Annotated in this window: 24 protein-coding genes; 8 read left to right on the plus strand and 16 right to left on the minus strand. The window is 59.7% G+C overall.

The features are described 5' to 3' along the window. Nucleotides 1-69 precede the first annotated feature (69 nt). Together ACF8R4_RS12135 and ACF8R4_RS12140 are read right to left on the minus strand one after the other, a co-directional pair. Nucleotides 70-1,416: a glutamine synthetase family protein gene (locus ACF8R4_RS12135; RefSeq protein WP_164524341.1), complete on the minus strand. Its 1,347-nt coding sequence runs from the start codon at nt 1,414-1,416 to the stop codon at nt 70-72. A gap of 27 nt (nt 1,417-1,443) precedes the next feature. Continuing rightward, the gene (locus tag ACF8R4_RS12140) at nt 1,444-1,998 is read right to left on the minus strand and encodes a helix-turn-helix domain-containing protein (RefSeq protein WP_060500453.1); all 555 of its coding nucleotides are present in this window, start codon (nt 1,996-1,998) and stop codon (nt 1,444-1,446) included. A 213-nt stretch (nt 1,999-2,211) separates the two neighbouring features. Between ACF8R4_RS12140 and ACF8R4_RS12145 the strand changes: the two genes are divergently transcribed. Together ACF8R4_RS12145 and ACF8R4_RS12150 are read left to right on the plus strand one after the other, a co-directional pair. Continuing rightward, nucleotides 2,212-3,105 (plus strand): LysR substrate-binding domain-containing protein, encoded by an 894-nt coding sequence (locus ACF8R4_RS12145; protein ID WP_060500451.1) that lies wholly within the window; start codon nt 2,212-2,214, stop codon nt 3,103-3,105. 99 nt (nt 3,106-3,204) lie between these two features. Further along, nucleotides 3,205-3,909: an SDR family oxidoreductase gene (locus ACF8R4_RS12150; protein WP_060500448.1), complete on the plus strand. Its 705-nt coding sequence runs from the start codon at nt 3,205-3,207 to the stop codon at nt 3,907-3,909. Between the two features lie 51 nt (nt 3,910-3,960). Here ACF8R4_RS12150 and ACF8R4_RS12155 read toward each other — a convergent pair whose 3' ends face one another. After that, nucleotides 3,961-4,677 (minus strand): murein L,D-transpeptidase catalytic domain family protein, encoded by a 717-nt coding sequence (locus ACF8R4_RS12155; RefSeq protein WP_060500446.1) that lies wholly within the window; start codon nt 4,675-4,677, stop codon nt 3,961-3,963. Nucleotides 4,678-4,762: 85 nt separating this feature from the next. Beyond that, entirely contained in the window at nt 4,763-5,797 is a 1,035-nt protein-coding gene (locus tag ACF8R4_RS12160) for a L,D-transpeptidase (RefSeq protein ID WP_198750010.1), read from the minus strand. Between the two features lie 263 nt (nt 5,798-6,060). Here ACF8R4_RS12160 and ACF8R4_RS12165 point away from each other — a divergent pair, with 263 nt between their 5' ends. From ACF8R4_RS12165 to ACF8R4_RS12185, 5 genes are all read left to right on the plus strand, one after another. Further along, nucleotides 6,061-7,581, plus strand: coding sequence for an NCS1 family nucleobase:cation symporter-1 (locus ACF8R4_RS12165; protein WP_392492493.1), 1,521 nt, complete (start codon nt 6,061-6,063; stop codon nt 7,579-7,581). A gap of 85 nt (nt 7,582-7,666) precedes the next feature. Further along, entirely contained in the window at nt 7,667-8,059 is a 393-nt protein-coding gene (locus ACF8R4_RS12170) for a GFA family protein (RefSeq protein ID WP_164524338.1), read from the plus strand. Between the two features lie 154 nt (nt 8,060-8,213). After that, nucleotides 8,214-9,083 carry a GyrI-like domain-containing protein gene (locus ACF8R4_RS12175; protein WP_392492494.1) on the plus strand — a complete coding sequence of 290 codons (870 nt, stop codon included), beginning with the start codon at nt 8,214-8,216 and terminating at the stop codon, nt 9,081-9,083. A gap of 427 nt (nt 9,084-9,510) precedes the next feature. Further along, nucleotides 9,511-10,095 carry a hypothetical protein gene (locus tag ACF8R4_RS12180; RefSeq protein WP_392492496.1) on the plus strand — a complete coding sequence of 195 codons (585 nt, stop codon included), beginning with the start codon at nt 9,511-9,513 and terminating at the stop codon, nt 10,093-10,095. A 59-nt stretch (nt 10,096-10,154) separates the two neighbouring features. After that, nucleotides 10,155-12,107: an ATP-binding protein gene (locus ACF8R4_RS12185; protein WP_392492498.1), complete on the plus strand. Its 1,953-nt coding sequence runs from the start codon at nt 10,155-10,157 to the stop codon at nt 12,105-12,107. A gap of 54 nt (nt 12,108-12,161) precedes the next feature. Here ACF8R4_RS12185 and ACF8R4_RS12190 read toward each other — a convergent pair whose 3' ends face one another. The 3 genes from ACF8R4_RS12190 to ACF8R4_RS12200 all read right to left on the minus strand — a co-directional run bounded on the left by ACF8R4_RS12190 (nt 12,162) and on the right by ACF8R4_RS12200 (nt 15,004). Further along, on the minus strand, nt 12,162-13,202 hold the full coding sequence (locus ACF8R4_RS12190; RefSeq protein WP_392492499.1) for a DNA cytosine methyltransferase: 1,041 nt from the start codon (nt 13,200-13,202) through the stop codon (nt 12,162-12,164). A 112-nt stretch (nt 13,203-13,314) separates the two neighbouring features. Continuing rightward, nucleotides 13,315-14,586: a translesion error-prone DNA polymerase V subunit UmuC gene (gene umuC / locus ACF8R4_RS12195; protein WP_392492501.1), complete on the minus strand. Its 1,272-nt coding sequence runs from the start codon at nt 14,584-14,586 to the stop codon at nt 13,315-13,317. Continuing rightward, nucleotides 14,576-15,004 (minus strand): LexA family protein, encoded by a 429-nt coding sequence (locus ACF8R4_RS12200; RefSeq protein WP_392492503.1) that lies wholly within the window; start codon nt 15,002-15,004, stop codon nt 14,576-14,578. Before ACF8R4_RS12200 ends, umuC begins: the two co-directional genes overlap by 11 nt. Nucleotides 15,005-15,106: 102 nt before the next feature. On the opposite strand from ACF8R4_RS12200, the gene ACF8R4_RS12205 reads away from it, so the two are divergent. Continuing rightward, nucleotides 15,107-15,814 carry an SOS response-associated peptidase family protein gene (locus tag ACF8R4_RS12205; protein ID WP_392492505.1) on the plus strand — a complete coding sequence of 236 codons (708 nt, stop codon included), beginning with the start codon at nt 15,107-15,109 and terminating at the stop codon, nt 15,812-15,814. Here the strand turns inward: ACF8R4_RS12205 and ACF8R4_RS12210 are convergent. From ACF8R4_RS12210 to ACF8R4_RS12250, 9 genes are all read right to left on the minus strand, one after another. Further along, a complete protein-coding gene (locus ACF8R4_RS12210; RefSeq protein ID WP_392492507.1) occupies nt 15,797-16,591 on the minus strand; it encodes a DNA adenine methylase in 795 nt (264 codons plus the stop codon). The genes ACF8R4_RS12205 and ACF8R4_RS12210 overlap by 18 nt on opposite strands. A 151-nt stretch (nt 16,592-16,742) precedes the next feature. Next, nucleotides 16,743-17,303: a lysis protein gene (locus ACF8R4_RS12215; RefSeq protein WP_392492508.1), complete on the minus strand. Its 561-nt coding sequence runs from the start codon at nt 17,301-17,303 to the stop codon at nt 16,743-16,745. Next, complete coding sequence (locus tag ACF8R4_RS12220; protein WP_392492510.1) at nt 17,300-17,851, minus strand: glycoside hydrolase family 19 protein; 552 nt, start codon at nt 17,849-17,851, stop codon at nt 17,300-17,302. Before ACF8R4_RS12220 ends, ACF8R4_RS12215 begins: the two co-directional genes overlap by 4 nt. Before the next feature lie 37 nt (nt 17,852-17,888). Then, the gene (locus ACF8R4_RS12225; RefSeq protein WP_392492511.1) at nt 17,889-18,935 is read right to left on the minus strand and encodes a phage late control D family protein; all 1,047 of its coding nucleotides are present in this window, start codon (nt 18,933-18,935) and stop codon (nt 17,889-17,891) included. Between the two features lie 58 nt (nt 18,936-18,993). Then, on the minus strand, nt 18,994-19,200 hold the full coding sequence (locus ACF8R4_RS12230) for a tail protein X (RefSeq protein ID WP_392492513.1): 207 nt from the start codon (nt 19,198-19,200) through the stop codon (nt 18,994-18,996). Continuing rightward, nucleotides 19,175-20,020: a phage tail protein gene (locus ACF8R4_RS12235; RefSeq protein ID WP_392492515.1), complete on the minus strand. Its 846-nt coding sequence runs from the start codon at nt 20,018-20,020 to the stop codon at nt 19,175-19,177. The genes ACF8R4_RS12230 and ACF8R4_RS12235 overlap by 26 nt, the downstream gene beginning before the upstream one ends. Before the next feature lie 9 nt (nt 20,021-20,029). Then, nucleotides 20,030-23,884 carry a phage tail tape measure protein gene (locus ACF8R4_RS12240; RefSeq protein ID WP_392492517.1) on the minus strand — a complete coding sequence of 1,285 codons (3,855 nt, stop codon included), beginning with the start codon at nt 23,882-23,884 and terminating at the stop codon, nt 20,030-20,032. A gap of 131 nt (nt 23,885-24,015) precedes the next feature. Beyond that, complete coding sequence (locus ACF8R4_RS12245) at nt 24,016-24,312, minus strand: phage tail assembly protein (RefSeq protein WP_392492519.1); 297 nt, start codon at nt 24,310-24,312, stop codon at nt 24,016-24,018. A 48-nt stretch (nt 24,313-24,360) separates the two neighbouring features. Next, the gene (locus tag ACF8R4_RS12250) at nt 24,361-24,870 is read right to left on the minus strand and encodes a phage major tail tube protein (RefSeq protein ID WP_392492521.1); all 510 of its coding nucleotides are present in this window, start codon (nt 24,868-24,870) and stop codon (nt 24,361-24,363) included. Nucleotides 24,871-24,872: the final 2 nt, after the last annotated feature.

The following is a 24,872-nucleotide window of genomic DNA, read 5'->3' on the forward strand; positions in this document are numbered from 1 at the left end:
CCTCCGGCAAATCGGTATTGCGCGTGGTGTTTGAACGTTGGAAAGGCGTCGCTGTACGAACGGCGCCAGCTACAGGAACCAGCGGTATTCGCGGGCATCGATGTGGCGCATGAAGTCCAGTTGCTCCTGGTATTTGTTTTCGCAATACACCATCACGAACTCACTGCCCAAACCCTGGTTGACTACCGGGTGGTGACGCATGGCGGCTAGGGCGCTGAGGGCATCCTTGGGGAAGTCGATGCCGCTCTGGCGGTTGTCGTTCAGCGGGGCGATGGGCTCAACGCCGCGGTCCAGGCCGTGCTCCATGCCGGTCAGGATGGCCGCCAGCACCAGGTACGGGTTGGCATCGGCACCCGCGAGGCGGTGTTCGATGCGCAGGTTGCGCGGGTCGGACTCGGGGATGCGAATGCACGCATCACGGTCTTCGAAGCCCCAGCTGGCCTTGCTCGCCGCGTTGACCATGGCGCCATAGCGGCGATAAGCATTGTGGTTAGGGGCGAAGATCGGCATGCAGTGCGGCAGCAACTCCAGGCACCCGGCTACCGCATGGCGCAGCTTGCGCTGTTCGGCACCGGAAAGGATGTTATTGCCAGCGGTGTCGTACAGGCTGACGTGCACATGCATGCCGCTGCCTGGCGCATCCAGGTAGGGCTTGCTCATGAAGCTGGCACGGTAGCCGTGCTTCATCGCGATACCCCGGGTGCTGCGGCAGAACAGCGCCGACCAGTCCGCCGCGCTCAGGGCATCGTCGCTGTGGGAGAAGTTTATCTCGAACTGGCCTGGGCCCAGTTCCGCCGTGATGACGTTCGCTGGCACACCCTGCTCATTGGCGCCATCCACCATTTCGTGCAGCACTGACGAGAAGCGCGACAGCCGCTCGATGTGCATGTTCGGCTGGTCGTCTTCATCCCCGGTCGCCGTGTCGCGTGGGTACTGCGGCAGGCCGTTATCCAGCTGGCGGTCGAACAGGTAGAACTCCAGCTCGAACGCCACCACCGGGCGAATGCCACGCTTGGCCAGGCGTTCGATAACGCGGGCCAGCACCTCGCGGGGCTCGAACTCGATCGGCTGGGCGGTGCCGTCGGAGGTAATCAGCATCTGGGCGATCACTTCCTTTTCCCAGCGCACCGGTTTCAGGGTGCCTGGTACCAGGCGCCGGGCGGCGTCCGGGTCGCCGTCGGCGAAGCAGTAGTCACCAATCGGGTAGAGCCCACCCTGGGTGCCGAGCAGCACGCAGTTCTGTGGCAGCTTCAGCGGCGCGCCGGCGGCGACCTTTTCCAGCATGTCCATGGGGTAACGCTTGCCGTAAAAGTGCCCGGGGATATCCAGCGCAATCAGGTCGACATAACGTATGGCCGGGTGCTGCGCTCGAAACGCGCGCACTTCAGTCAGCAGATCCGGAAAGATGACACTCATCTTCTTATCCTTGTGAGTTGAACGAATTCAATTGAAGACCCAGAGCACGCGGGTGGGCTTTGCCGTCAGGTTGGCGTAACGGAACTGCGCGTGGGGTTGCAGCTGGAAACAGTCATTGGCCTGAAGGGTCACGGCCTCGCCTTGGTCCAGCCATACCGTGAGTTCGCCTTCGAGCACGAAGCAGCCCTGCTCGGAGCGGTCACTCAGGTACGCCTCGCCACTGGTGGCGCCGGGCTCGAGATGACTGTCGAGCAGGGAGAAGGCACCGGCGATGGTGGGCGACGCCAGCACATCGGTGATGCCCGACTCCAGGTACAGCGTGCGCCGCTCGTGGGGGCGCGTGACCCAGCCGATGCTGCGGGGCTTGCTCAGGTTGTAGAAGTACGCGGTCGACACGCCGAGCGCTTCGCTGATGGCGGTGAGGTCGGCCACGGTCGGGCGCGAAACACCGCGTTCGACCTGGGAAAGGAACCCGACCGAGCGGTTGATGCGCTCGGCCAGCTCACCCAGGGTCAGGTTCTTGAATTTGCGCAGGTCGTGAATAAGGATCGCGAGGGCTTCAACCTCTTCGTGCATCTTCATCGTTTCGGACTGCCGTGAAATTTTTAGAGTTATTTTTCATGAAAAATTACATGAAAAATTTCACGCGTCAAGCACAGAGATGCAAATGTGTAGCCGACAACGACGTGGCTTAAGCGAAACAGCGCTGGATTGGCTGCGGTGGCGTGGGTTTCTTTAATGGTGCTCAGGGAGTAGCCTCGGCGTTGAATCTTTGCAGCCCGGCCCCCCATCGTCATGCCAAACGGTTTCCCTGACTTACCCTCACTCAACGCGCTACGTGTGTTTGAAGTGGTTGCCCGCCACCTCAACTTCCGCTTGGCTGCCGAGGAGCTGGGTGTTACCCAGGCCGCCGTTGCTCAGCAAATACGCGGGCTGGAAGCGAGCCTGAACCTTCGTTTGTTCGAGCGCCTGCCCCGGGGCCTGGCACTGACCGATGCGGGCCTGGGCTATAGCGGCAGCATTCGCAGTGCCTTGGCGATGATCGATGAGGCAACCCGCCTGTTGCGCCCGCAGACGTCTCACCTGACGGTCAGCGTTACCCCCACCTTTGCCTCGAAATGGCTTATTCCCAGGCTCGGCAACTTTGCGCAAAGCCACCCGGACATCGATCTGCGAGTGCTGGCCACCGATCGGCTGTCTCACTTCAGTACCGACGGCGTGGATATCGCGGTGCGCTATGGCAAGCCCGAAATTGGCGCGGGGTTGAACAGCGAACTGTTGATGGAACAGTACATCGTCGCCGTGGCCAGCCCAGCGTTGTTCGAGGGCACCCACATCCCCACCTGCTTCGAACAGCTGCAAGCCTTCATCATGCTTCACGATGCCCATGACTTCTGGCCCCGGTATCTTGCAGCCGTGTTCCCGCACCACGCCCAACCGACCGCCAGAAACCTGCGGTTCAACCAGACTTCATTGGCTATTGATGCCGCCATCAGTGGTCAGGGCATTGCGTTGGCCAGCCTGGCATTCGTCAGTGACGACATTGCCGCAGGCAGGCTGATTCAGGTCTTCGACCAGCCGCTGCGGCTGGACAAGTCGTTCTACCTGGTATGGCCCCGCAAGCTGCAGCAGCCTGAGTCGCTTGACGTGGTTCAACACTGGCTCAAGCAGCAGGCTGACAATAGTTAATCTACTGTTACGGTAAAGCTTGCCTGTCTCCCTCGCCCCTAAGGCTACTGCTAAGGTGAGTGCACCTAACCAATCAGCCGTTTCAGTTCTGGAGGCAGCATGTCAGTAGAAAAAGTTGCGATTATTACCGCCGGCGGTAGCGGCATGGGCGCTGCAGCAGCACGCCGCCTGGCCGCTGAGGGGTTCAAGGTTGGCATCCTTTCTTCATCGGGCAAAGGTGAAGCGCTGGCTGCCGAGCTTGGCGGCATTGGTGTAACCGGCAGCAACCAGTCGGTCGAAGACCTGCAACGCCTGGTCGACGCCGTGGTGGAAAAATGGGGCCGTATCGACGTGCTGGTCAATAGCGCCGGCCATGGGCCGCGCGCGCCGATCCTGGAGATCAGCGACGAGGACTGGCACAAGGGCATGGACACCTACCTGCTCAATGTCATTCGCCCGACGCGTCTGGTAACGCCTTTCATGCAGCGCCAGAAGGGCGGCGTGATCATCAACATTTCCACCGCCTGGGCGTTCGAGCCGAGCGAGCTGTTCCCGACGTCTGCTGTTTTCCGCTCGGGCCTGGCCGCATTTACCAAGATCTTCGCCGACAACTTCGCCGGGGATAACGTACGGATCAACAATGTCCTGCCCGGCTGGATCGACAGCCTGCCGGCCACCGAACAACGCCGCGACAGCGTGCCGCTCAAGCGCTATGGCACCAGCGAGGAAATCGCCGCCACCATTGCGTTTCTTGCCAGCGACGGCGCGGCCTACATCACGGGGCAGAACATCAGGGTTGATGGAGGTGTGACGCGTAGCGTTTAGGGGCTCATGCAGCTCTTCCGCTGGACGGACAGGGTTGGCCCGCCACTTCCCCTACTTGCTGGCAATCGACTGATTCGCCAGCGGGCAGCTCTGGGCGTTAAGAAAACGCGATGTTTTCAGCCAGTCCTGCTGCGGATAATAGGCGAACACATAGCTACCGCGTTGCAGCGTCTCGATCAGCTTGCCGGCAATGGCCGGCCGAACAGCCGGGCACCCCTGGCTGCGCCCCAAACGACCGAGGCCCGGCACCACCTTGGGGTCGGCATATGCGGCGGCATGCATCACAATCGCCCGCGACATGCTGTTGTCATTGAACCCCGGCTCCAGCCCCTGCAGGCGCAGCGAGCGGCCGTGCTTGCCACTGTAAGTCTGGCCGGTCTCATACAAGCCGATAGACGACTGGTAGCTGTTCGGTGCGTTGGAAAACGCAGTCGGTACATCGGCGCCGCTGTTCTTGCCATGGGCGACCCATTCCTCGAACAACAGCTTCCTGGCACGCAGGTCGAACACCCACAAGCGTTTGTCACGCGAGGCCTTGGAGTAGTCGATCACCGTCAGCAACTTGTCCGCGTCGCTGTGACTGGCGCATGCGTAGGCGGTGAGTGCCAGGGCCAGGGTCGACAGGCTGGCGCTCGGGGCCAACTGCTGCAGCTCGGCGGCACTCGGCAGCGGTTGCGCGTGGGCGGCTTGCCAGGCGCCGAGGAAAAACAGGCCAATACTGGCCAACGAGAGCCGCGCGGCTCCCCGCAATGGTTTGAAGATCGACATGGATTACCTTGATGAAAACGTGACCGTTGTTGCCATGATTGCAGCCAAAAGCGGCTACTTTGCTTGATTCCTGCGGCATTGCCGATCATTTCTTGACCAATGGTTTAACATCTTCACTGCCTTCGGTGCTGATTACCGTGAATTGTCCATTGCTGCGGGTATCCCGGGTGGACGCCCAGTCGGTGATCACCAGCATCGTGCCAACGTCCATCGCCGCCCGCAAATGGCGGCGGAATTCCGGGCTGATGCTCAATTGGCCCAATTGTTCATAAGGCGTGTTCCCGTACTCCGGGTTGCTCAGGCCCACCACCGACCAATGCAAGGGTAGCGCGCCATCGAGTGCCGGGGCGGATGGCTTTTGCAGCAGGGAATACACCGCCATGCCGCTGCGATGCTGGCTGCTTTCAAGCGAAAGTGCCGGTGCCGAGCCAACCAGCTGGCCACCGCGAAACACATAGGCGCGCAAGTCGGCGCGGCTGATCAGGATCGACAGCGGCCCTGCCGTCGGGTCGGGGTCGTTCCAGAACTGTTGGTTGCTCAAGACCAACGGGCCTTGGGCTTTACCCTCGCTGACCGTGGGCGCCAGCACCCCGGGGTGGTAGACCTCCACCGGTGCACTGTGGGTGTCGGAAACGATGACCGTGGTCGAACTGAAACCGGTCACTTCGTACAGCTTTTTGGCAAAGTCCATGGGCAGCCGCACGCAACCATGCGAGGCGGGGTACCCCGGCAGGTGGCCAGCGTGCAGGGCAATGCCGTCCCAGGTCAGGCGCTCCATGTAAGGCATCGGCGCGCTGTTGTAGAGGCTGGATTTATGCTCGACCTTTTTCTGCAGAATGCTGAATACCCCGGTGGGGGTTTCGCGGCCTGGCTTGCCGCTGCTCACGGTGCTGACGCCGATGGCGATGCCGTTGCGGTACACATAGGCACGTTGCTCGGTAAGGCTGACCACGACAGTCACCGGCCCCACCGGCGAGACCTGCGGGTACCAGAGAAACTGCCCAGGTTTGAGGCTGTCGAGCTGGCTCCTGAGTTGGGCCGGGGTGGGGACCTGCAGGGGGGCCGCTTCAACCAAGGCGACGGCCAGTAACAGACCCAGTCCGAGCGGTACATGCAACATCGAACAGCCCCCGTTAGAACCCTGCCCCCAGCTTAGTCGGAACATTCCCCGCAAAGCCAGCCGTTCACAGCACCAACCTGCGCGGGTGGTAACAACTGCGCCCAAGAATGTGCACGAGCTTCCCACTTCAAGGCCCGGTTCATCACGACAAAAGGCAGCAAAACGGCGCGGAAACGGCAAACTCGATGAAACCTGCGGGTTGGTACGAATCTTGTTTGTATACAAGTCCAACAATAAAAGTACACAACCATCATGGAGTTCCGATGGCGTCGATTTCACGTTCCGATGTTGGCCACCTTGACGCGATACCCGTCGAAACGGCCGAGCCCGTTCAACTGGCATTGAGCCCGCGCCTGTACAGCGCCGACCTCGCGCCAACCCGCGCGGCAAATCGCACCTGGGGGCGCTACAGCCTGTTTGCGCTGTGGACCAACGATGTGCACAACATCGCCAACTACTCCTTCGCCATCGGCCTGTTCGCCCTGGGCCTGAGCGGCGCGCAAATCCTTGGCGCCTTCGCCCTCGGCGCGCTGGTGATTTACGGCCTGATGAACCTGTCTGGCTACATGGGCCAGAAAACCGGCCTGCCCTACCCCGTCCTGTGCCGGATCAGCTTCGGCATCCACGGTGCACAGATCCCGGCCCTGATCCGCGCGGTGATCGCCATTGCCTGGTTCGGTATCCAGACGTACCTCGCCTCGGTCGTGCTGCGCGTGCTGCTCACCGCCATCGTGCCAGACCTCAAGGCATACGATCAGAACGCAATCCTTGGCCTGTCGACACTGGGTTGGGTCACCTTCCTCGGCATCTGGTGCGTGCAGGTGGCGATCTTCGCCTACGGCATGGAAATGGTCCGCCGCTTCGAGTCCATCACCGGGCCGATCATCCTGGTCGCCTTCGCCTGCCTGGCGGGCTGGATGTACTGGCGCAGTGGCTTGTCGATTGCCTGGTCCAGCGGCAACGCACCGACCGGCTCGACAATGTGGTTGAAAGTGCTCGGTGCCGCCGCCCTGTGGGTCTCGCTGTACGGCACCATGATCCTCAACTTCTGCGACTTCACCCGCAACTGCCCAGACCGGCGCACCATCAGCGTGGGCAACTTCTGGGGCCTGCCCGTGAACATGCTCGGCTTCGCGCTGATTGCCGTGGTACTCGCCGGTGCGCAGTTCAGCATCGACGGCAAGCTGGTGCAGGGCCCCACCGAAATCGTCGCCGCCATCCCCAACACCGCCGGCTTGGTGCTGGCCTGCCTGGCCTTCCTGATCGTCACCGTGGCGGTGAACATCATGGCCAACTTCGTCGCCCCGGCCTACGTGCTCGCCAACCTGGCCCCGAACCTGCTGAACTTCCGCCGCGCGGGCCTGCTCAGCGCCGGCATCGCGGTGGTGATTCTGCCTTGGCACCTGTACAACAGCCCGTCGGTGATCGTGTATTTCCTCGGCGGCCTGGGCGCCCTGCTCGGCCCGCTGTACGGCATCATCGTCACCGACTACTACCTGGTGCGTCGCAGCCGCGTGAACCTGCCGCAGCTGTACAGCGAAAGCACCGAGGCCGCCTACCACTACAAGGGCGGGGTCAACCTGCGCGCCGTAGCGGCGTTCATCCCCGCTGCGCTGATCGCCATCGTGCTGGCGCTGGTGCCGGCGTTCGACACGCTGTCGCAGTTCTCGTGGTTCTTCGGCGCCGGTTTGGGCGGGTTGATTCATTACGCCATTGCCGATCGCAGTGCCAGGCATGCCGACGTTTCCGGTGAAAGCATCGCGGTGGATAGCGCGCAGCACTGAAAAGCGGCCAACAGGCCGCCCTGGCCAGTCGACGGATCAAGCCGGGGCAGTTACGCTGGCGCTTTCCACCTGCACGGAAGCGCCAGTGAAAGAGGCCTATCAAGGAAGCTGCCTGTGTGCAGCGGTCAGTTACCTGCTACTTACCCCACCCAAGGCAGTAAGCCATTGCCACTGCAGCCAGTGCCGCAAAAGCCACGGGGCCGCCTTCGCCTCATACGGCAGCGTTCCACGCAGCGGGCTGCGAATACTGCGCGGCGCTGCCAGCCTCAAGGCCTTTGCCTCCTCACCCACCGTAGTGCGCGAGTTTTGCGCCGAGTGCGGCTCTAGCCTGTTCTGGTCACGTTCCCAGGGTGAGTTTGCCGATTGGGTTTCAATCGCGCTGGGCACGCTTGATACACCGTTTCTGCCCAAGAAGCAGAAACACCTTCATGTCGACTCTGCTGCCCCTTGGTACACAGCCTGTAGTGCTGACGGCTGACTGACCGGCATTGCGGTTAATCCGCCACCCCACAAAGCCAGTATCATCCAACACGATGGTCAAGCCCCTCCCTGATTGAGCAATCACGGCTAGGCACTTCGATGCCTGAACAACGGATGCTAGCGCTCACCGCACCTTCCGGAGATTCCGTTCGTTGACTGACTCACAGCACAACCCGACCTACGCAAAACGGTTCGAAGCCGTGCTTGCCTATATCGACAGCCACCTTGAAGGCGACCTGTCGGTGAATGCCCTGAGCCGCATCGCCAACTTCTCGCCGTTTCACTTTCATCGGCAATTCACGGCATACATGGGCGTTCCGGTTACACGGTATGTGCAACTGATGAGGCTTCGACGTGCGGCGCATCAACTGGTCGCCTCGCCCACAACGCCCGTACTGGAAGCCGCATTCGGCGCCGGCTTCGAAAGCCCCGAAGCCTTTTCCAGGGCGTTCAAGCGTGCCTTCGGCATGGCGCCGAGCGTTTTTGCCAAGGCCCCGAACTGGCAGGCCTGGAGTGCGGTGTTCGTTGTGCCTCACTTAACCAGGAGTATCACCATGCAGATCCGTATCGTGGATTTCGCCGAAACCCGCGTGGCCGCGCTTGAACACCGAGGGGCGCCAAGCCTGGTCGGCGAAAGCGTTGCGCGCTTTCGCCAATGGCGCATGCACAGCGGCCAATCGCCCGTCGCGACCAGCCGCACCTTCGGCATCCCCTACGACAACCCCGACACCACCCCCGCCCACGCCTTTCGCTTTGCCGTGTGTGGCGAGATGGACGAGGCTGTAAAGCCCAATGATTTCGGCGTGCACGAACGGGTCATCCCAGCGGGGCGTTGTGCCGTGATTCGGCATACCGGCTCGCCTGACTACATTGGTGAGACCATTTATCCGCTTTATCGGGACTGGTTGCCGTCGAGTCATGAAGAGCTGCGGGATCATCCGTTGTTCTTTCAGTACCTGAGTGTGTATCCGGAAACGCCGCTGGAGCAGTGGGAGACGGATGTGTATGTGCCGTTGAAGTAAGTCTGGCCTTGGGTAGCGGGCAACGCAAACCATCACAGGGCCAGACGCATCGCAGGCCAAGCTGTTATGCCCATTCCCCAACACTCCCGGCGTCGGGCAACCACGCCGGGTATCAGATACGTGTGTCAGAGGCCTCAAGAATCAGCTGAGATGCAATGTGCGAAGCCGTTCCGACGGTTCAGCGTTGCCCCTATGATGGATTGGGCTGATTCTTCTCTAACACCTGATTTTCTGGGCCCTGTGTGAGCTACCGCTTGGGCGCGTACCATTTTTGTACCATTCGCTAGGCTATGCCCACCTACTCTTCACCGTTTCGTAACCCAGCGGCCTGCCAACAACCACGCTCAAAGCATGGGTAAGTGAAATCTTTTGCGCCAATGAGACGGCGCAAGCTAAGCTCACACGATATCCGGCGTTAGGTCTCGACATGGACTGGCTCACCTTCATCGCTAGCCTCATAGAATCGTTGGTATGGCCGACGGCGACCACCATTATCCTGCTGACGTTCAAGAGCGAATTGAAGAGCATCGTTCCCTTCCTCAGCAAGTTTAAAGCTGGCCCGGTTGAAGCTGAATTTGATCGAGATATTCAACAACTCAGAGCTCTAGCTCGTTCAACCGGAAGTGCTCAAACGATTAGCCCGATAGCTAAGGCATCAAGTGAGTTTTTAATTCAACTTGGCCAGCTTCATCCGCGCTCTGCAATTTTAGAATCATGGGTACGACTGGAGGCGGCAGCCCGCGCCACCATTTTAAATTCTCAAAGTGCTGCGGACTCGGATCAAACAAGGTACATACCAGCTGCCAGCTTACCAAAAGCCTTGGTGAGCATTGGGAAGTTTGATCAAGACGATGCCACCCTATTTCATGAGTTACGCCGCCTAAGAAATGATGTCGCACATCTTGTCGCGCCCGAACCAACCCAAGAATCTGTACGCTCTTATATTGATTTAGCCACGAAGCTTCAAAACCAGTTGGAGCGCGCCAACTTCAAACAAAATTTGACGGACTAACTGCTAGCGACCTTTAGCTTGACAGTTAATTTCAAATCACTTCAGAGTAAGGAATGCTTGTGAACTCCCCTTATGAAATGACAATTGATCTCAATGTTCTGGATCATTTGGGAATCAATCTTTACAGCAACGTAGCTGCTGTTCTGACAGAAATCGTTGCGAACGCCTGGGATGCCGACGCCCTTAAAGTAACCATTGATTACGACCAAAGCAAACAACAAATCACAATTACAGATGATGGCATCGGCATGACCATCAAAGACATGAACGACAAATTCTTGAAGGTTGGATACAGACGACGAATTCAAGAAAGCACCACTACCGCGCTTGGGCGACATGTCATGGGACGAAAAGGCCTGGGCAAGTTGTCATTATTTTCAATTGCGGAAAGTGTATCCGTTCAATCGATTAAAAATAACGAGCGCCACGGATTACGCATGGCCGTCTCTAACATCAGAGAAGCGATAAACGGTAAAGAAAGTCGCTATGTTCCAGACGCGATGACAGAAGCAGAACTAAACGTCACCACTGGCACAAAAATTGTTCTATCCGAACTAAAAAAAGGAAGAGTCCCTTCCACTCTGGTTGCTCTACGCCGTCGACTCGCCCGACGCTTTTCCGTAGTTGGCAGTAGCGATTTCTCGGTCTTGATCGACGGATCTCCCGTTACAGCGGCAGATAGGGACGATATACGTGCAGTAGAATACATCTGGCACATCGGTGAAGTAGATGTGTCCCGTAGTGCTGCCGCCCCAAGCCTCAAAGCAGAATCCACTCTCCCCAACCGTTTAGAAGGTTGGGATCCAGCATGGGTCGTACGAGGATGGATTGGCACTGCCGTGAAACCCAAGATGCTGGTTGATGCTGACAATAACAACTTAAACTCAATAGTACTCATGGCGCACGGCCGCCTAATTCAAGAAAACATTCTTGACAACATAAACGATGGACGCCTCTATACAAAATATCTCACTGGTCAATTAGAGGCAGATTTCTTAGACTTTGACAGCGATGACGATATAGCAACAAGCGACCGTCAACGCATTCAAGAAAGCGACCCCAGATCTGCGGCTATGTCCGCCTACCTAAAAGCTCTACTTTCCAAAATCGAACCTCAATGGGCTAAATGGCGCCGAGAGTTTGGCGCCCTAGAAATCGCTGAAGAACATCCGGTTATCAAAGAGTGGTTTGATTCGCTTGACGAGAGTTATAGAGACCAAGCCAAAGCGCTCCTATCGAAGGTCAACAGCCTTCCTATTGATGACGCTGAAGACAGAAGAATGGTGCTGAGAGATAGCATCATGGCATTCGAACGCCTCAAATTAAAGGGCACAGTCCACGAACTTATAAATGCGGTTGAAATCGGCGCAGACAAACTTATCCCACTCATTGCTCAACGAGATACCCTTGAGGCATCTCTATATCGCGACATAATCAAGTCAAGAATTGAGGTGATAAGAGTCTTCAATAAAATCGTAGACGAGGATCAGAAAGAAAGAGCCTTACAACAACACCTCTTTGATCACATGTGGCTTCTTGACTCCACCTGGGAACGCGCGGACGGGTCCGAACTTATAGAGACACGCCTAATGCAGGAGGGAGTGGTAGTTGAAGACCTGACTGTTAAAGAAAGCTTAGGGCGCGTCGATATAAAATACCGCACTGTTCTGGGCACGCACATAATTGTGGAGCTAAAGCGCGCTCACAGACGAATGGGTATTCTTGAACTGCAACAACAAGGAATGCTCTACGTTGACAAGCTTCAGAAAATTCTAGCCGCGCAGGGGAGGCATGGAGAAAAGATCGAAGTCGTATTTGTCATCGGCCCTCCCTTGGTTGACGAGGGGTATAACCAGCAACGTGTGACCAATATGCTAGAGGCGATCTCACCGGGCTCACGCATAGTTCATTTCGACAATCTTATCGACAGTGCGCTAAAAGCTTATCAAGCGTACATAGATAGCAACAAAGAGCTAGATCGGATCGACAAGGTTGTGGCTCGACTCTCTTGACAAAAATATTCTGATCACATGCACCCTATTGGGTGCATGTCGCTCCACTAAGGCTCATGTAGCTGGCGCACCATATTTTTTCACATGGCTCATCAAGCTTTCTCCAATCACTTCACCTAGCCGAACCGGCACGGCATTACCGATCATACGACCAACTGCTTTGAATGTTATCTCTTGGGGAGGTAGGAAAACATACTCAGGGGGGAATGATTGCAATATTGCTGCTTCGCGGAGCGAGATCGCCCTTGCTTGATCAGGATGTCCGAAACGCCCATTGCCAAAACCGTAGCAAAGCGTCGTCATTGTTGGGCTTGGCTCATCTGCACGCATACGACCATAAACGCTCGCATAAGTTTTCCCGCTAGCTTTTTTATGACACTCTGCCACTAATTCAGCTGGCCAGTCCCGCCACGTCCCCCCGGGCATAGAACGAAGAATTCGCTTCATATTTAAAGGGGATAATGTGGCCGCTCGATGGAGCGGGTCATTTTTATCACACTCACCCGCCGCGATTCTGGGCAGACTACCGATCACATCTGCCACAGTAACCGGCCGATCTGAGTGGGTAGGCGCGATCATTTCTATTTCACCCAATTTGGATGCCAATAGAACATGTCGACGACGCCGCTGTGGAAGCCCGTAGTCCGTGCAAGAGATACGCCCCTCCCACACATGATAGTTCAAGTCCTTTAGACCATAAACGAAATCATGATAGACCTCATGCTTAGTTACATCAGGGACATTTTCCATTGTAACTAGATGCGGCTCCGTTTCGCGAATCAACCGGCGAAACTCGTACAAAAGAGGCCACTTACGATCATCGCGAGTGTCTTTACCTTGATTATAAGTTGAAAAAGGCTGACAAGGCGCGCAACCAGCGAGCAGTCGATATTTCTCGGAACGATACCATCCGATCAACTCCTCAGCCGTTACATTTTTTACATCCTTCGCAACGAACGCCGCATTGTTATTTTCCCTATAAGCAAACTCGCACTGACGCTCAATGTCGTATCCCGCATGGACTGTAATGCCGGTCTTTCTCAATCCGGCAGTGAGGCCGCCGGCGCCACAGAAAAGGTCAACTGCATCAATCATGGGAATAGGCCCTCCTAGCGGACGGCATTCTACGCTAACCCTTGTCTAGAACGGACACTGTATTTCACTTTTTCAGCCCTTCCATCGGGGAATCTCTCCACATCCGGCGCTCTCATCGCACCCGCCATAACTGATTGATCTGCGTGGTATAGGATAGGCTCATCATCTCACGACGCATCCCCCAATCGGGGGTGTGGGGGACGCTGGCCGAACGCATCGTCCCCCGGCCATACCTCCCATTTATCTCGTCTAGCACCGACATCAGCCGGTCGCAGGCCACCGGCTGCGTCACCGCGAATAAGTCATCGGTGAAATCGCCTGGCTGCCGCAGATCTACCAGCAGCACCTCAGCTTTACTGTATCGATACCCTGGCCGGTAGACCTGCTCGACCGCTTCGGTAGCCGCCCTAGTGAGCAGCAACGTATCATTGGTGGGATACGGCAGCTCCACCAGAACGCCCTTGGCGTACTTGGCTTCGTCCGGGTTAAACATGCCCGTGCGGATGCTCACTCGTATACGCTTGCACACAGAACCCTGCCTCCGTAGCTTCTCGGCCGCCCGACCGGCATAGCTGGCTACCGCCTGCTTGATCGGCGCCAATTCAGTCAGGCGCTTGCCGAACATTCGGCTGCAGCAGATCTCCTGCTTAGGCGGGGCAGCCTCCTCAAGTTCAAGGCACGGTGTGCCGGCCAGCTCCCTGGCTGTCTTCTCAACGACCACGCTGAACTTCTGGCGCAGCGCCCACGGGTCCGTCTTGGCCAAGTCCATCGCGGTGCGAATTCCCATCGCCTCAAGATGCGCCGTCATCCGCCGGCCTATCCCCCAGACTTCCTTGACCTCGGTGTTACGCAACACCCAGTCCCGCTTGAACGGGTCGCAGATATCGACCACGCCTCCGGTCTGCGCCTGCAGGCGTTTCGCGGTGTGGTTGGCCAGCTTCGCAAGCGTCTTGGTACGGGCAATACCTATCCCTACCGGGATGCTGGTGCACTTGAGCACCTTGGCCCGGATTTGGCGACCGAACGCGGTAAGGCCGCCCTGAACCCCGGTCAAATCGGCAAAGCACTCATCGATCGAATACACCTCTACCGCCGGTACCATTGATTCAATCAGCGACATCACACGCTCGCTCATATCGCCGTAGAGCGCATAGTTTGATGAAAAGGCCACAATGCCGTGCCGCTGCAGCTTGTCCCTGCACTGGAAGTAAGGCTCGCCCATTTTGACGAACGGCTTCGCATCATACGACCTGGCGATCACGCAGCCGTCGTTGTTGCTCAGCACCACGATGGGCGTCCTGGCCAGATCTGGCCGGAACACTCGCTCACAGCTCGCATAGAACGAGTTGCAGTCAATCAACGCAAACACTTGGTCACTGCGCATGATCGCGCACGCTGTAGCGGACCACGCCCCAGATCACCAGGTCATCACCTTCCATCACATACCTCGGTGGATAGGCTGGGTTTTCAGACTGCAGGATCACCACACCATTACGCCGGTATAGCCGCTTACACACCGGCTCCGTGTTGATGGCCGCTATCACGATGTCACCGTGCTCGGCATCACGACTACGGTCTACGATCAGCAAATCCCCGGAATAAATGCCGGCACCCTGCATGCTGTCACCCTCAACCTGCACGAGGTACATATGCGGTGCCCGAAGATCAAATAGCTCGTCCAGGGAAATGTGCCGCTCAAGGTGATCCGCCGCCGGCGAAGGGAAGCCTGCCGGCACGCGGAACGAATACACCGGTAACTGCGTGGGACCACTGATTGGCGTTCCCAGAAATGTGATGGACATGATGGACGGACTCGGCAAACTGTATAAACATACAGTTAACTGATAGATCGCGCTCCGGTCAATGTCTGAGCGAGAGGATCCCGATAAACGTTAGAGGTGGGTATGTGCGGAAGGTACTCGATCTACGAGGCAATGGATGTTTACCTCAGGCAGCTGGCACTCGACCTGGTGGTGATCAATGGCTATGACCATGAGCGGATCAACCGCTATAACGTCGCGCCATCAACACGGGTCGAGCTGATCCGGCATAGCGCTGCAGGGCTGCGGGTGGATCAAGTCAAATGGGGATGGGCGCCCTTTTGGGCGAAGGGGAAGCGTCCCGACCCGATTAATGCAAGGGCCGAGACAGTGATGACGGGGAAATTTTTCAAGGCGCTATGGCCAGTAGGCCGTGCTCTCGCACCGGCTAACGGCTGGTTCGAGTGGATACCCGACCCAGCCGATCCGAAGCGGAAACAGCCCTATTACATTACGGCTGCAGACGATGAGCCGCTGTTCTTCGCAGCACTGGCTGAAGTGCATGAAGGGATTGAGCCCGACGACCGCGACGGGTTTGTGATTATCACCGCCGCAGCCGACCAAGGCATGATCGATATCCATGACCGCAAGCCACTTGTCCTAAGGCCCGAGCTGGCCAGGGAATGGATAGATCCAACTACAACAGCAGCGCGCGCCGAAGAGATCGCACAGCTGGGCTGCCGCCCAGCCGGCGACTTCAAGTGGCATCCAGTGAGCAAGCTGGTTGGCAATGTGCGCAATCAGGGAGCTGAGCTCATTGAGCCTGTGCAGGTATCAGAACAGTTGCCCTAGCGGGGCTGGGTCCCAATTCATGATAACCAGTTCTCCCGTCACATCGGCCTTACCCTGACGCTGGTTCGTATTGCTGTAGCGGATATCCAGACACTTGAAGTGGAAGCCTTCAAATGCACGCCGAATGTCTGGATGGTCGTTGATGCTGACCATCACCCTGCCCTTGCAGCGCCGCATGAATTCCGCCATGCGCTCGTATTCCTCGAACGGGAAATCGACGCCATAGCCGGCGGTCTGCCAATAAGGCGGGTCCATGTAAAAGAACGTGTGCGCTCGATCGTAGCGCTCGGCGCAAGCAAGCCAAGACAGGTTCTCGACGTATGTGCCGGCGAGTCGTTGCCACGCGGTGGATAGGTTCTCCTCGATACGCAACAGATTGATGGCCGGCCCGGTGGTTGCAGTACCGAACGTCTGCCCTGTGACTTTGCCACCGAAAGCGTGCTGCTGCAGGTAGAAGAACCGGGCAGCACGTTGGATGTCCGTCAGCGTTTCGGGACGGGTCATCTTCTGCCACTCGAAGATCTGGCGAGAGCTGAGTGCCCACTTGAACTGGCGAACGAACTCCTCCAGGTGGTTCTGCACAACGCGGTAAAGGGTGACTAGGTCACCATTGAGATCATTCAGCACCTCCACCGGGGCGGGCTGGGGACGCATGAAGTACAACGCGGCTCCGCCGGCGAAGACTTCGACATAGCATTCATGAGGGGGGAAAAGAGGGATCAAGCGGTCGGCCAGGCGGCGTTTGCCACCCATCCAAGGAATGATTGGAGAGGTCATAGGCATGCAAGTCTTTACTGTATGGATAAACAGGTGTTAGGCTCGCCGCGCTTTGTGCACAAGGCAGAGGCCACGGCTGGACTTGCAGGAAGGGTCTGCGGGTTCGGCGGGCCGGGCTGGATGTTGGCGCATCCACCCGGCTCGCCTCTTTTCACTTTGTGACTTCGCGGACGTAGGCCTGGCAGGCCTGCAGCGCGATCAGTCCGCGGTCGCCTTCATCGGTGATGGCGACAATTCGTTGAGCATGCGTTCGGTCAAGTTGGGCGCGTATGGCGCCATGTACCACGCCTCCGGTGCTGGTGGCTTCTCGCATCCCACGGTCACAACCCTGGGCGGCAAGGGCTCCGGTGTCGACAAGGACTGACAACCGCAGATCAGCGGTAGCAAGCCGGTCACGCAGACGAGCCTGAGCTTGTTGAGCATCGTTCATTTCCTTCCAGTGCGTTTTGGTCTGATCCTGCAGGCGAGCCTCCAGCACGCGGCGCGCATCCTGCTGCTCTGCCAGTTGGTTGAGCGCAGCCGCAGCAGCCTCCTCACGTTCACGGCCGTGGAGGCGATCCTTCGCCGCCAGCTGCTTTCGGTAGTCGTCAGCCTGCTCGGCGAGCTTCTTCCCATAGGCGTTCGCCTGCCATATCCAGACTGCCCGGGCGCCGATGGCACAAGCGAGCGCCAAGGTCGCCACGGCGATCAGGCGACCGCCCCAACCGATCAATGCAGCACCTCAAGGGCTCGCTTGTAGATCGCCATGCGATCATCCAGGCCGTTGGTACCGCCGTTGATCCGCTTCGTGATGGCCAGCATGTCGCCCTTGTCGGCCAGGCTGTTCAGCCCCTCCTTCTGCCAGAACCAGCCGGCCGACATTGATGCATAGACTGGATGCTCAAGCAGCTCCGGTGTATTGAGCAGACGGCTGTCACCGAACAGAGCCTCGCTGCAGGCTTCGTAGTTGAACCGGCCTGTTACCTGGATGAGGCCACGCCCTCGAAAGAGCTGGCCATCTCCATCTGCGTCAGGCGTGTTGCCCAGACGCTGGGCCAAACGCCCGGTGTCGTACTTCGACAGGTACCTGTCACTGCCGAGCTCACGCACGTACTGCAGCTGGCCCGACTCATGCCCTATCTGGGCCAGGAACGCAGCCATACGCAGGCGTGTGATGATGGCGAACTTACCCATGGTGGCGTTGAGGCCGGGAACAAAATCGCCGGCTTTCGGGCCGGCGTTCGGGTAGATCTTTTGTAACTGTTGAACTGAGATAGCCATGGGTTTCTCCAGTGAGGGCCGAAAGTGGCCGAGGGGATTAGAGCTGCTCAACCTTGAGCGGCTTGGTGTCGTCTTTCTTCTTCTTGCCCGAGGCCTTGGCCTTGCCCTTCTTGCCGCCGTTGCACTCCACCGTCGTGGTCCACCCGGACTGGGTAAACGTCTGCTCGACGCTGTCCACCAGATACTCGCCATCTAGGCCGACCTTGAAGCCCTGGGCGTTGATCGTGCATTCCGCGAACAGATCAGTACGCCCTGCCATTTCCAGGCGCACACTGGCGGTGCTGCGGTTGAACGCTGCCAGACGCGCCTTGGCGGCCTGCTCGGCGGCGGTCTTGTTGGGGTAGATATGGCGGTCGGTATGGACCGGGGGCAGGCCGCTGGGCGCCTCGCCGTTGTCCAGCTGGACCACCTGCAGGGCACCGGTTTTCTGGTCCTGGTGCTGGGTCTTCACAGCCTTTTGCGTGCTACGGTCACCGAGGCGGAATTGGTACCGCTCTACATCGGTCTTGTTGATGGGCACGACCTGCAGCGCCTTGCCGCTGGTGCTTTTTCCGTCCTGCCGGGGCATGACCAGCAGCCGCCCCTCGGCCACCTTGGCGGTGCTGTCGTACTGCCTGGCCAGGCGCGTGACAAAGTTAAAGTCCGACTCGTTGCGCTGGTCGACGCGCTCGACTTTGGTAGTGACCGGGCACACCGGCTCCCAGCCGTTGCGCTTGGCCACCTCGTTGACGATCTGCGACAGCGACACGTTTTCCCAACTGCCGCTGCGCACGGTCTTGCCACTGCCGCGCATGTCGCTGGCCTTGCCGCGAATGGTCAGGGTGTCCGGCGGGCCGGACAGCTGCACCTCATCGACCGTGAAGGCACCCATGCGCTTGATGGGCTTTCCCTCATAGCCCAGCAGCACCTCCACCCGGCCGCCACGGCCCGGTAGTGCAACGGCCTGGTCGCGGTCGTCAATGCGCAGCTCGAACTCGTCCGACTCCATGCCAGGCTTGTCCGAAATACGCAGCAGCAACAGGCGGTCATTGATCAGCGGGGTAATGTCCTTGTTATCCGCGATGATTCGATACGTCGGTTTCATGCTTGCTCCAGGAACAAAAAAACCCGCACGGGGCGGGGTTCGTTACGCGTAACGCGGATCAGTCGAACAGCTGCAGCAGCTCGACCGCAGGTGCCGACAGGTCGGGTAGCTGGATCAGCAGGCCGGCGCGGTACGGCTGCGCCTCCCTGGCCAGATCCGGGTTGGCCTCCAGCACAGCCTCGACGGTGCCGTTGAGGTTGCCGTAATAATGCTGGCAGATCACATCCAGCAGATCCCCGTCAGACGTTCTGCAGGTCGTTGCCATAGCTCACAAACTCCAGGGTGAAGCCTTGTTTCCGGGGGATACCGCCGGACAGCAGGTGGCTTTGTTCCTCGTCCACGCTCACCAGGCACCAGTCGCCCAGCACCTCGCCATAGCCCGTGACCAGCTTCAACGCCTGCAGGTTGCGGCCGATGCTGCGCAGCACGTTCAGTTGCTTAATGCCGCCCTTGTGGTGCGGGAAGATCGCGCCCTTGAGCGTGATTTTTTCCTCACCCAGGCCGACCGCCTGCTGCGCCACACTGCGGCGCAGGCGCTCCTGGCCAGCCCAGCGGAACGACGCCTGCCGGCGCAATTCGTCAAAGGCTGCGGTGTCCAGGTTGAAGTAATACGGATGCTTTTTCGGGTCATGCGGCTGGATAATCAGCAGGTGCGGGAACGGCGCCACCGCCTCGGGCAGCGGCGTGGACGAACCCAGCAGCCCGCCCGTGGGCAGGATGTTGGCCAGTGACGGGCTCACCAGCCCCGCCACCCGCCCGGCCTCGGCCGTGACCTTGGCCGCCATCGTCTTGAACGTGCCGAGGCGCTCCTGCACCTGGGCAGCGCCGGTGACGGCTCGACTATAGGTCGACGCCACTTTCCCCACCTGGGACTGCGCCACGTTGATACTGCGCACGATCCGGCCCAGCTTGGCACCGGCCTCGCCACCCACAAACGGAATGTTTTCCAGCTCCGACGCGGCGCCGGTGATGCTGCCAATGGCGCCATTGAGCGGGGCCAGCATGCCGTCCATGCCCTTGCGCCCAGCCTCCCCAGCTGCAACCAACCCGGAAAGGGATGATTCCAGCTGCTCCATGTAGGGCATAACCCCTCCTTAAACGTGTGGTTGGTCGTACAGCTGGACCGATGCAATGCGCGCCTGCACTTCCCGCGCCCATTCATCGAACTTGCGACGCAATGGCGCCTCAATCTCACGCACGACCTGTTCGGGTTCTTTGACATCACCATGCACCGTGATGGGCATATGCGGCGCGAAGGTAAAGGTCATGTCCACCTTCGGCGCAGGCGGCTTCACCGGGGTAGCCGTGGCCGGCTTGGCTGGCTCTGGTAACCGAGGTGCCGGTGGCTTCGACCTAGCCGCCAAGTCGCGAACCAGGTCGCCCAACCCATCCGCCCGGGGTGCCGGCTGTGGGGCTGCTTGAGCGGGTACGCTCTGAGCGGCCTTGGGCGCAGGCGCGACCAGCACCAGGGGCGCCACCGGTGCCGCCTTGGCCATTGGCTCGCGCGGTGCCGGCATGACAACTGGATTGACCAGCAGCGGCACAGGGGCCGGCATGCTGGGCTTGGGCTGGCTGCGCACTGCATCGCCCAATGCGGGCGCCGCCGGCGCCGGCAGTGGCGAGGCGACCGGATCCCGGTTGTCGACCACCACAGGTGCTGTCGGCGTTGTCTTGGGCGCGGGCGCGGTCACTCGCACTGCAGGTGCGGTCGCAGGCGGCACCACCACCGGCGCGGACGCCGGCTCAACAGTCTTGGCCTGGCCACGCACGGCATCGCCCAGGGCAGGCGCCGCCAACGCCGGCGATGGCACGGCGACCGGATCCCGGTTGTCGATCACCACTGGCGCGGTCGGCGTTGCCTTGAGTGCTGCCACACGCACTGCAGGCGCGGCCGCAGGTGGGACCACCACCGGCGCGGACGCCGGCGGAACAGGCTTGGCCAGGGTGCGCATGGCATCGCCCAAGGCGGGAGCAACCGGCACCGGCGATGGCGCGACAACCGGACCCCGGCTGTCGACCACCACAGGCGCTGTCGGCGTAGCCTTGGGCGCTGTCACACGTAGTGCAGGCGCTGCTGCAGGTGGTACCACCACCGGCGCGGCCGCCGGCGCAACAGGCTTGGTCTGGGGGCGCACGAAATCGCCCAGGGCGGGCGCCGCCGGCGCCGGCGATAGCACGGCGACCGGATCCAGGTTGTCGACCACCACAGGCGCTGTCGGCGTTGCCGTGGGTGCTGTTACGCGTACTACAGGCGCGGCCGCAGGTGGCACCACCACCGGCGCGGCCGCCGGCGCAAAAGGCTTGGCCTGCCCACGCACGGCATCGCCCAAGGCAGGCGCGGCCGGCGCCGGCGATGGCACGGCGACCGAATCCCGGTTGTCGACCACCACAGGCGCTGCAGGCGTTGCCTCGGGCGCTGTCACGGGTACTGCAGGCGCTGCAGATGGCACGACGACCGGATCCTGGTTGTCGACCACCACTGGCGCGGTCGGCGTTGCTTTGGGCGCTGTCACGCGTACTGCAGGCGGCGCTGCAGGTGGAACCACCACCGGCGTAGCCGCCGGCGAAACAGATTTGGCTTGATCACGCTCCGCAGCATCTAACACGGGGGCAACCTGCCTGCCCTCCCCTTCGAGCTGCTCATCACCAAACCAGCGCTTGCCGAGCCAAATACCGAACGACTCGCCACCCATGCCGCCCAACACAGCACCAACAGCGCCGCCAACAGCGGTACCGATGACGGGTACAACCGAACCGATTGCTGCACCTGCAGCTGCTCCCGCAAGCGTGCCTGCCAAGCTGCCAGCGGCTCCGCCGTAGCCTTCGGCCTTTTCATCCTTGGTCGTTGCATTGAGTGCCACATCGATCGCCGCTGCGCCCGCATCCACGACATTGCCGCCAGGCAATCGCCTTGCGAGACGTGCCACACCTCGAACCGAGCGAGCGACTTTCCCCAGCTCGTTGGTTTCAGCCAACACGGTTGCGGCCACCGGAAGAGTCGATGATCTAGCGGCAGGTACCGGAGGCAAGTCGGCCTTTACAGCAGGCCGGGCTGGGGCGCCTTTCTTCGCTCGACGGCGTTCACGGCGACGACTTCTGCGACTACCCCTAGCAGGCCCGGCAGGGCCGCTACTGCCGACAGCCCCACCGATCTTGCTAAAAGCATCGGCATTAACCACAAACACGCGCTGCGGAACGTTACCCCCCACTACTGGATCATTGGCGGGCTCGGCACCTGTCGAGCGAGGGGCAAACACCTTGCCCAATGCATCCAGGCCAGCGTCAACCACCTTGCTGCCGGTTTTGGGCAAGTCAGCAGCCACATTGTCTTGACTACTCGCACGCCCCAGCCGGCGGCCGCGCGCGATATTGAGCACACCACGCCCGATTTTGAACGCACTGGACGCCGTCTTGAACGCCAAAATGGACGCCACAACGCCGCCAATGCCCATCACTACCGCCGGGAACCCGTCCGACAGTTTCGTAATGCCTTGGGCAACAGCGGTCAGCCCCTTGGCCGCCATGTCGGTGGCCGGGCGGATGGCATCGCCGATGCTGCGCATGGCGTCGTCGGCCGCCTGGACCGTCTCTGCCCATTGCTGGGCCGAGGTTTCACGGCGCTCCGCCAGGTTCTTGTCGAGGATGCCCGAGGCTTTTTGAGAGTCGGCCTTTAGTTCCTCATACAGCCCCCGGTTTTGCCCGTAGGCGGTCAGCGCCGCCTTGACCTGCATGTCAGCAAAAATATCGCCGGTGCGCAGGGTTTTCTCCAGAGCCTCCAGCGCGGCCCTGGCTTTCTCCGGGTCGACTTCCTTATTGATGTTGGCCTTGGCCGCCTCGATCTTTTTGGCCTTAGCCGGATCGGTCGCCTCGACGTATCTCATGGCCAGGGCCATGGACGCCTCAATGACGTTCATGCCCTTCTGCAGGCCAGTATTCAGCGAACCCTGGTAGTCAATGCCGGCGTCTTTGTAGGCCTTGACCACGTCGCCGGCGCCGATTTTCTCAATCCAGTTCTTGAGGTTGTTGGCGGCCTCGTCCGAGCTACCGGCGGTCTTCATCTGCACCTGCAGCATGGAGCCCAGCGAAGTCACCGCGTCTATTCCGGTGATGCCGCTTTTTTCCATGTTGGCCAGCAGCTGCGGGAACCATCGGGCCATGTCGCTGGCCTCAAAGCTCCCCGCCTGGCCCTGGTAGGCGATGGCCTCCAGCGCCTGCTGCATAACCTTCGGGTCGCTGATTTTGGCGTTTTGTTCCAGCGCCTGAATCATCGACGCCGTATCAACGCCCGACGCGCCTTGACCGATGGCGAACTTAGCCGCCACCGGCGCATAAGACAGCGCCTTATCCAGCTCCATGCCGGCGCCGACCAGTTGGTTGACCAAGTCGGCAACGCCGTTACGGGCCATGCCGGTATCGGCCGCCGTATCGATCACCGTCCGGGTGAGGTGCTGCTCCTGGGGCTTGTTGGCAATGTCAGCCTTGATCGCAATGTCACGGATGATCGCCTGGTAGTTCGCGCTAATCATCGTTGGCGCAGCGACAGCGGCCGTGGCCGCCACCGTCTTGCCAATGTTTGACTTGAACGAATCCTTGCCCGCCTGCAGCTGCTGGTGGCCCTTCACCTGCAGATCGGCAGCTCGCGCCTCTCGGCCCAGGCGCTGATACTCGCGACTGAGTCGGCCAACCTCGACACCCTGCTTGCGCAGGGCATCCAGATTGCTGTCCAGCTTGCGTAACAGCTTGTCGGCGCCTGCAGCACCACTGTCGTGCGCGCGCTTCCATTCTTCGCGCAGCTTGATGGTTTCGCCAATGGTGCTTTTCAGCACCTTGGCCCTGTTGCCCTTGGCCTCCAGCTTCTGGATGCCGTTTTCAACCGTCTTGAACGCGGCGCCTACCGATGAGGCGACCGTGCCGCCGATCACCAGCGCTAACGCTAGTTTGCTTGCCATCGGAGCCCCCTATGCAAGCTCAGTCTGTAAGCCACCAGACCACGTCGGCATACGGCATGGTCATGATTTCCTCGGCCGAGAAATTCAGTTCGGCCGCCAGTCGCTTGGCGGCCGTCTTCATGCTCTCGGGATTACAGTGCGTCTTCTCGCACCAGAAAGGTGTATCCGGTCGAGACGCGGTTGTAATCCTTGTACGTAAGGCCCTCCAGGTCTTTGACGCCGACCTCGGCCAGGGAGGCGAACAGGTTCAGTTCGCGCTGTTCGTCGTCGCCATCTGAGGTCTGGCTGGAAATGCGCATGTCGCGCACGGTCGGCGCGCGCAGGGTGATGGTGTCAACCTTGATGCCGTTCATCTCGGTTGGCTTGGTCAGGGTCACAGTGACGCTCTCAGCGGTCAGCTTGAGGTACTTCGGGGCGGGCTTGCTCATGACTCGGTATCCTTGAATCGGAAAGAAATGCGGAAAGGTTGCAGAGGGTTACAGGCCGAGGTCGCGGCGCTGGCTGGCCAACTGGTCGACGCCGTTGATAACGCGCTTCATGCCGGGCGGATCAATCTCGTAAATAGTCTCGCCGCCGACCTCCAGCTTGTAGTAGGTCAGGGCAATGCCGTGCTTGTGCTCGGCCTTGTCGCCCGGCTTCCAGTCGCCCATATCCAGCTCTTTCAGGGTGCCGCGCTGTGTGACGATGACGGCCTTGGTTTCGCCTTTCTGACCCTTGAGCGAGCCACGGAAAACGCCGCTGAAGGCATTACCGTCGGCCAGGCCGAAGAACTTCAACGCCTCTTTACGCATGCCGGTGGTGGTAAAGCTGGACTCCAGCTTCTCCATACCCACGTCCATCTCAATCGGCATATCCATGCCGCCGGGGCGGTACTCTTCCATCTTGAGCGCCAGTTTCGGCAGGGTCAGGGACGGGACATCGCCCTGAAAGCTGATGCCATCCACGAACAGGTTCAGGTTGGCGAGAATTTCGGGAATCATTGCCATTT

Origin of the sequence: Pseudomonas sp. FYR_2, assembly GCF_043106425.1 — a bacterium.
Lineage (GTDB): Bacteria > Pseudomonadota > Gammaproteobacteria > Pseudomonadales > Pseudomonadaceae > Aquipseudomonas > Aquipseudomonas monteilii.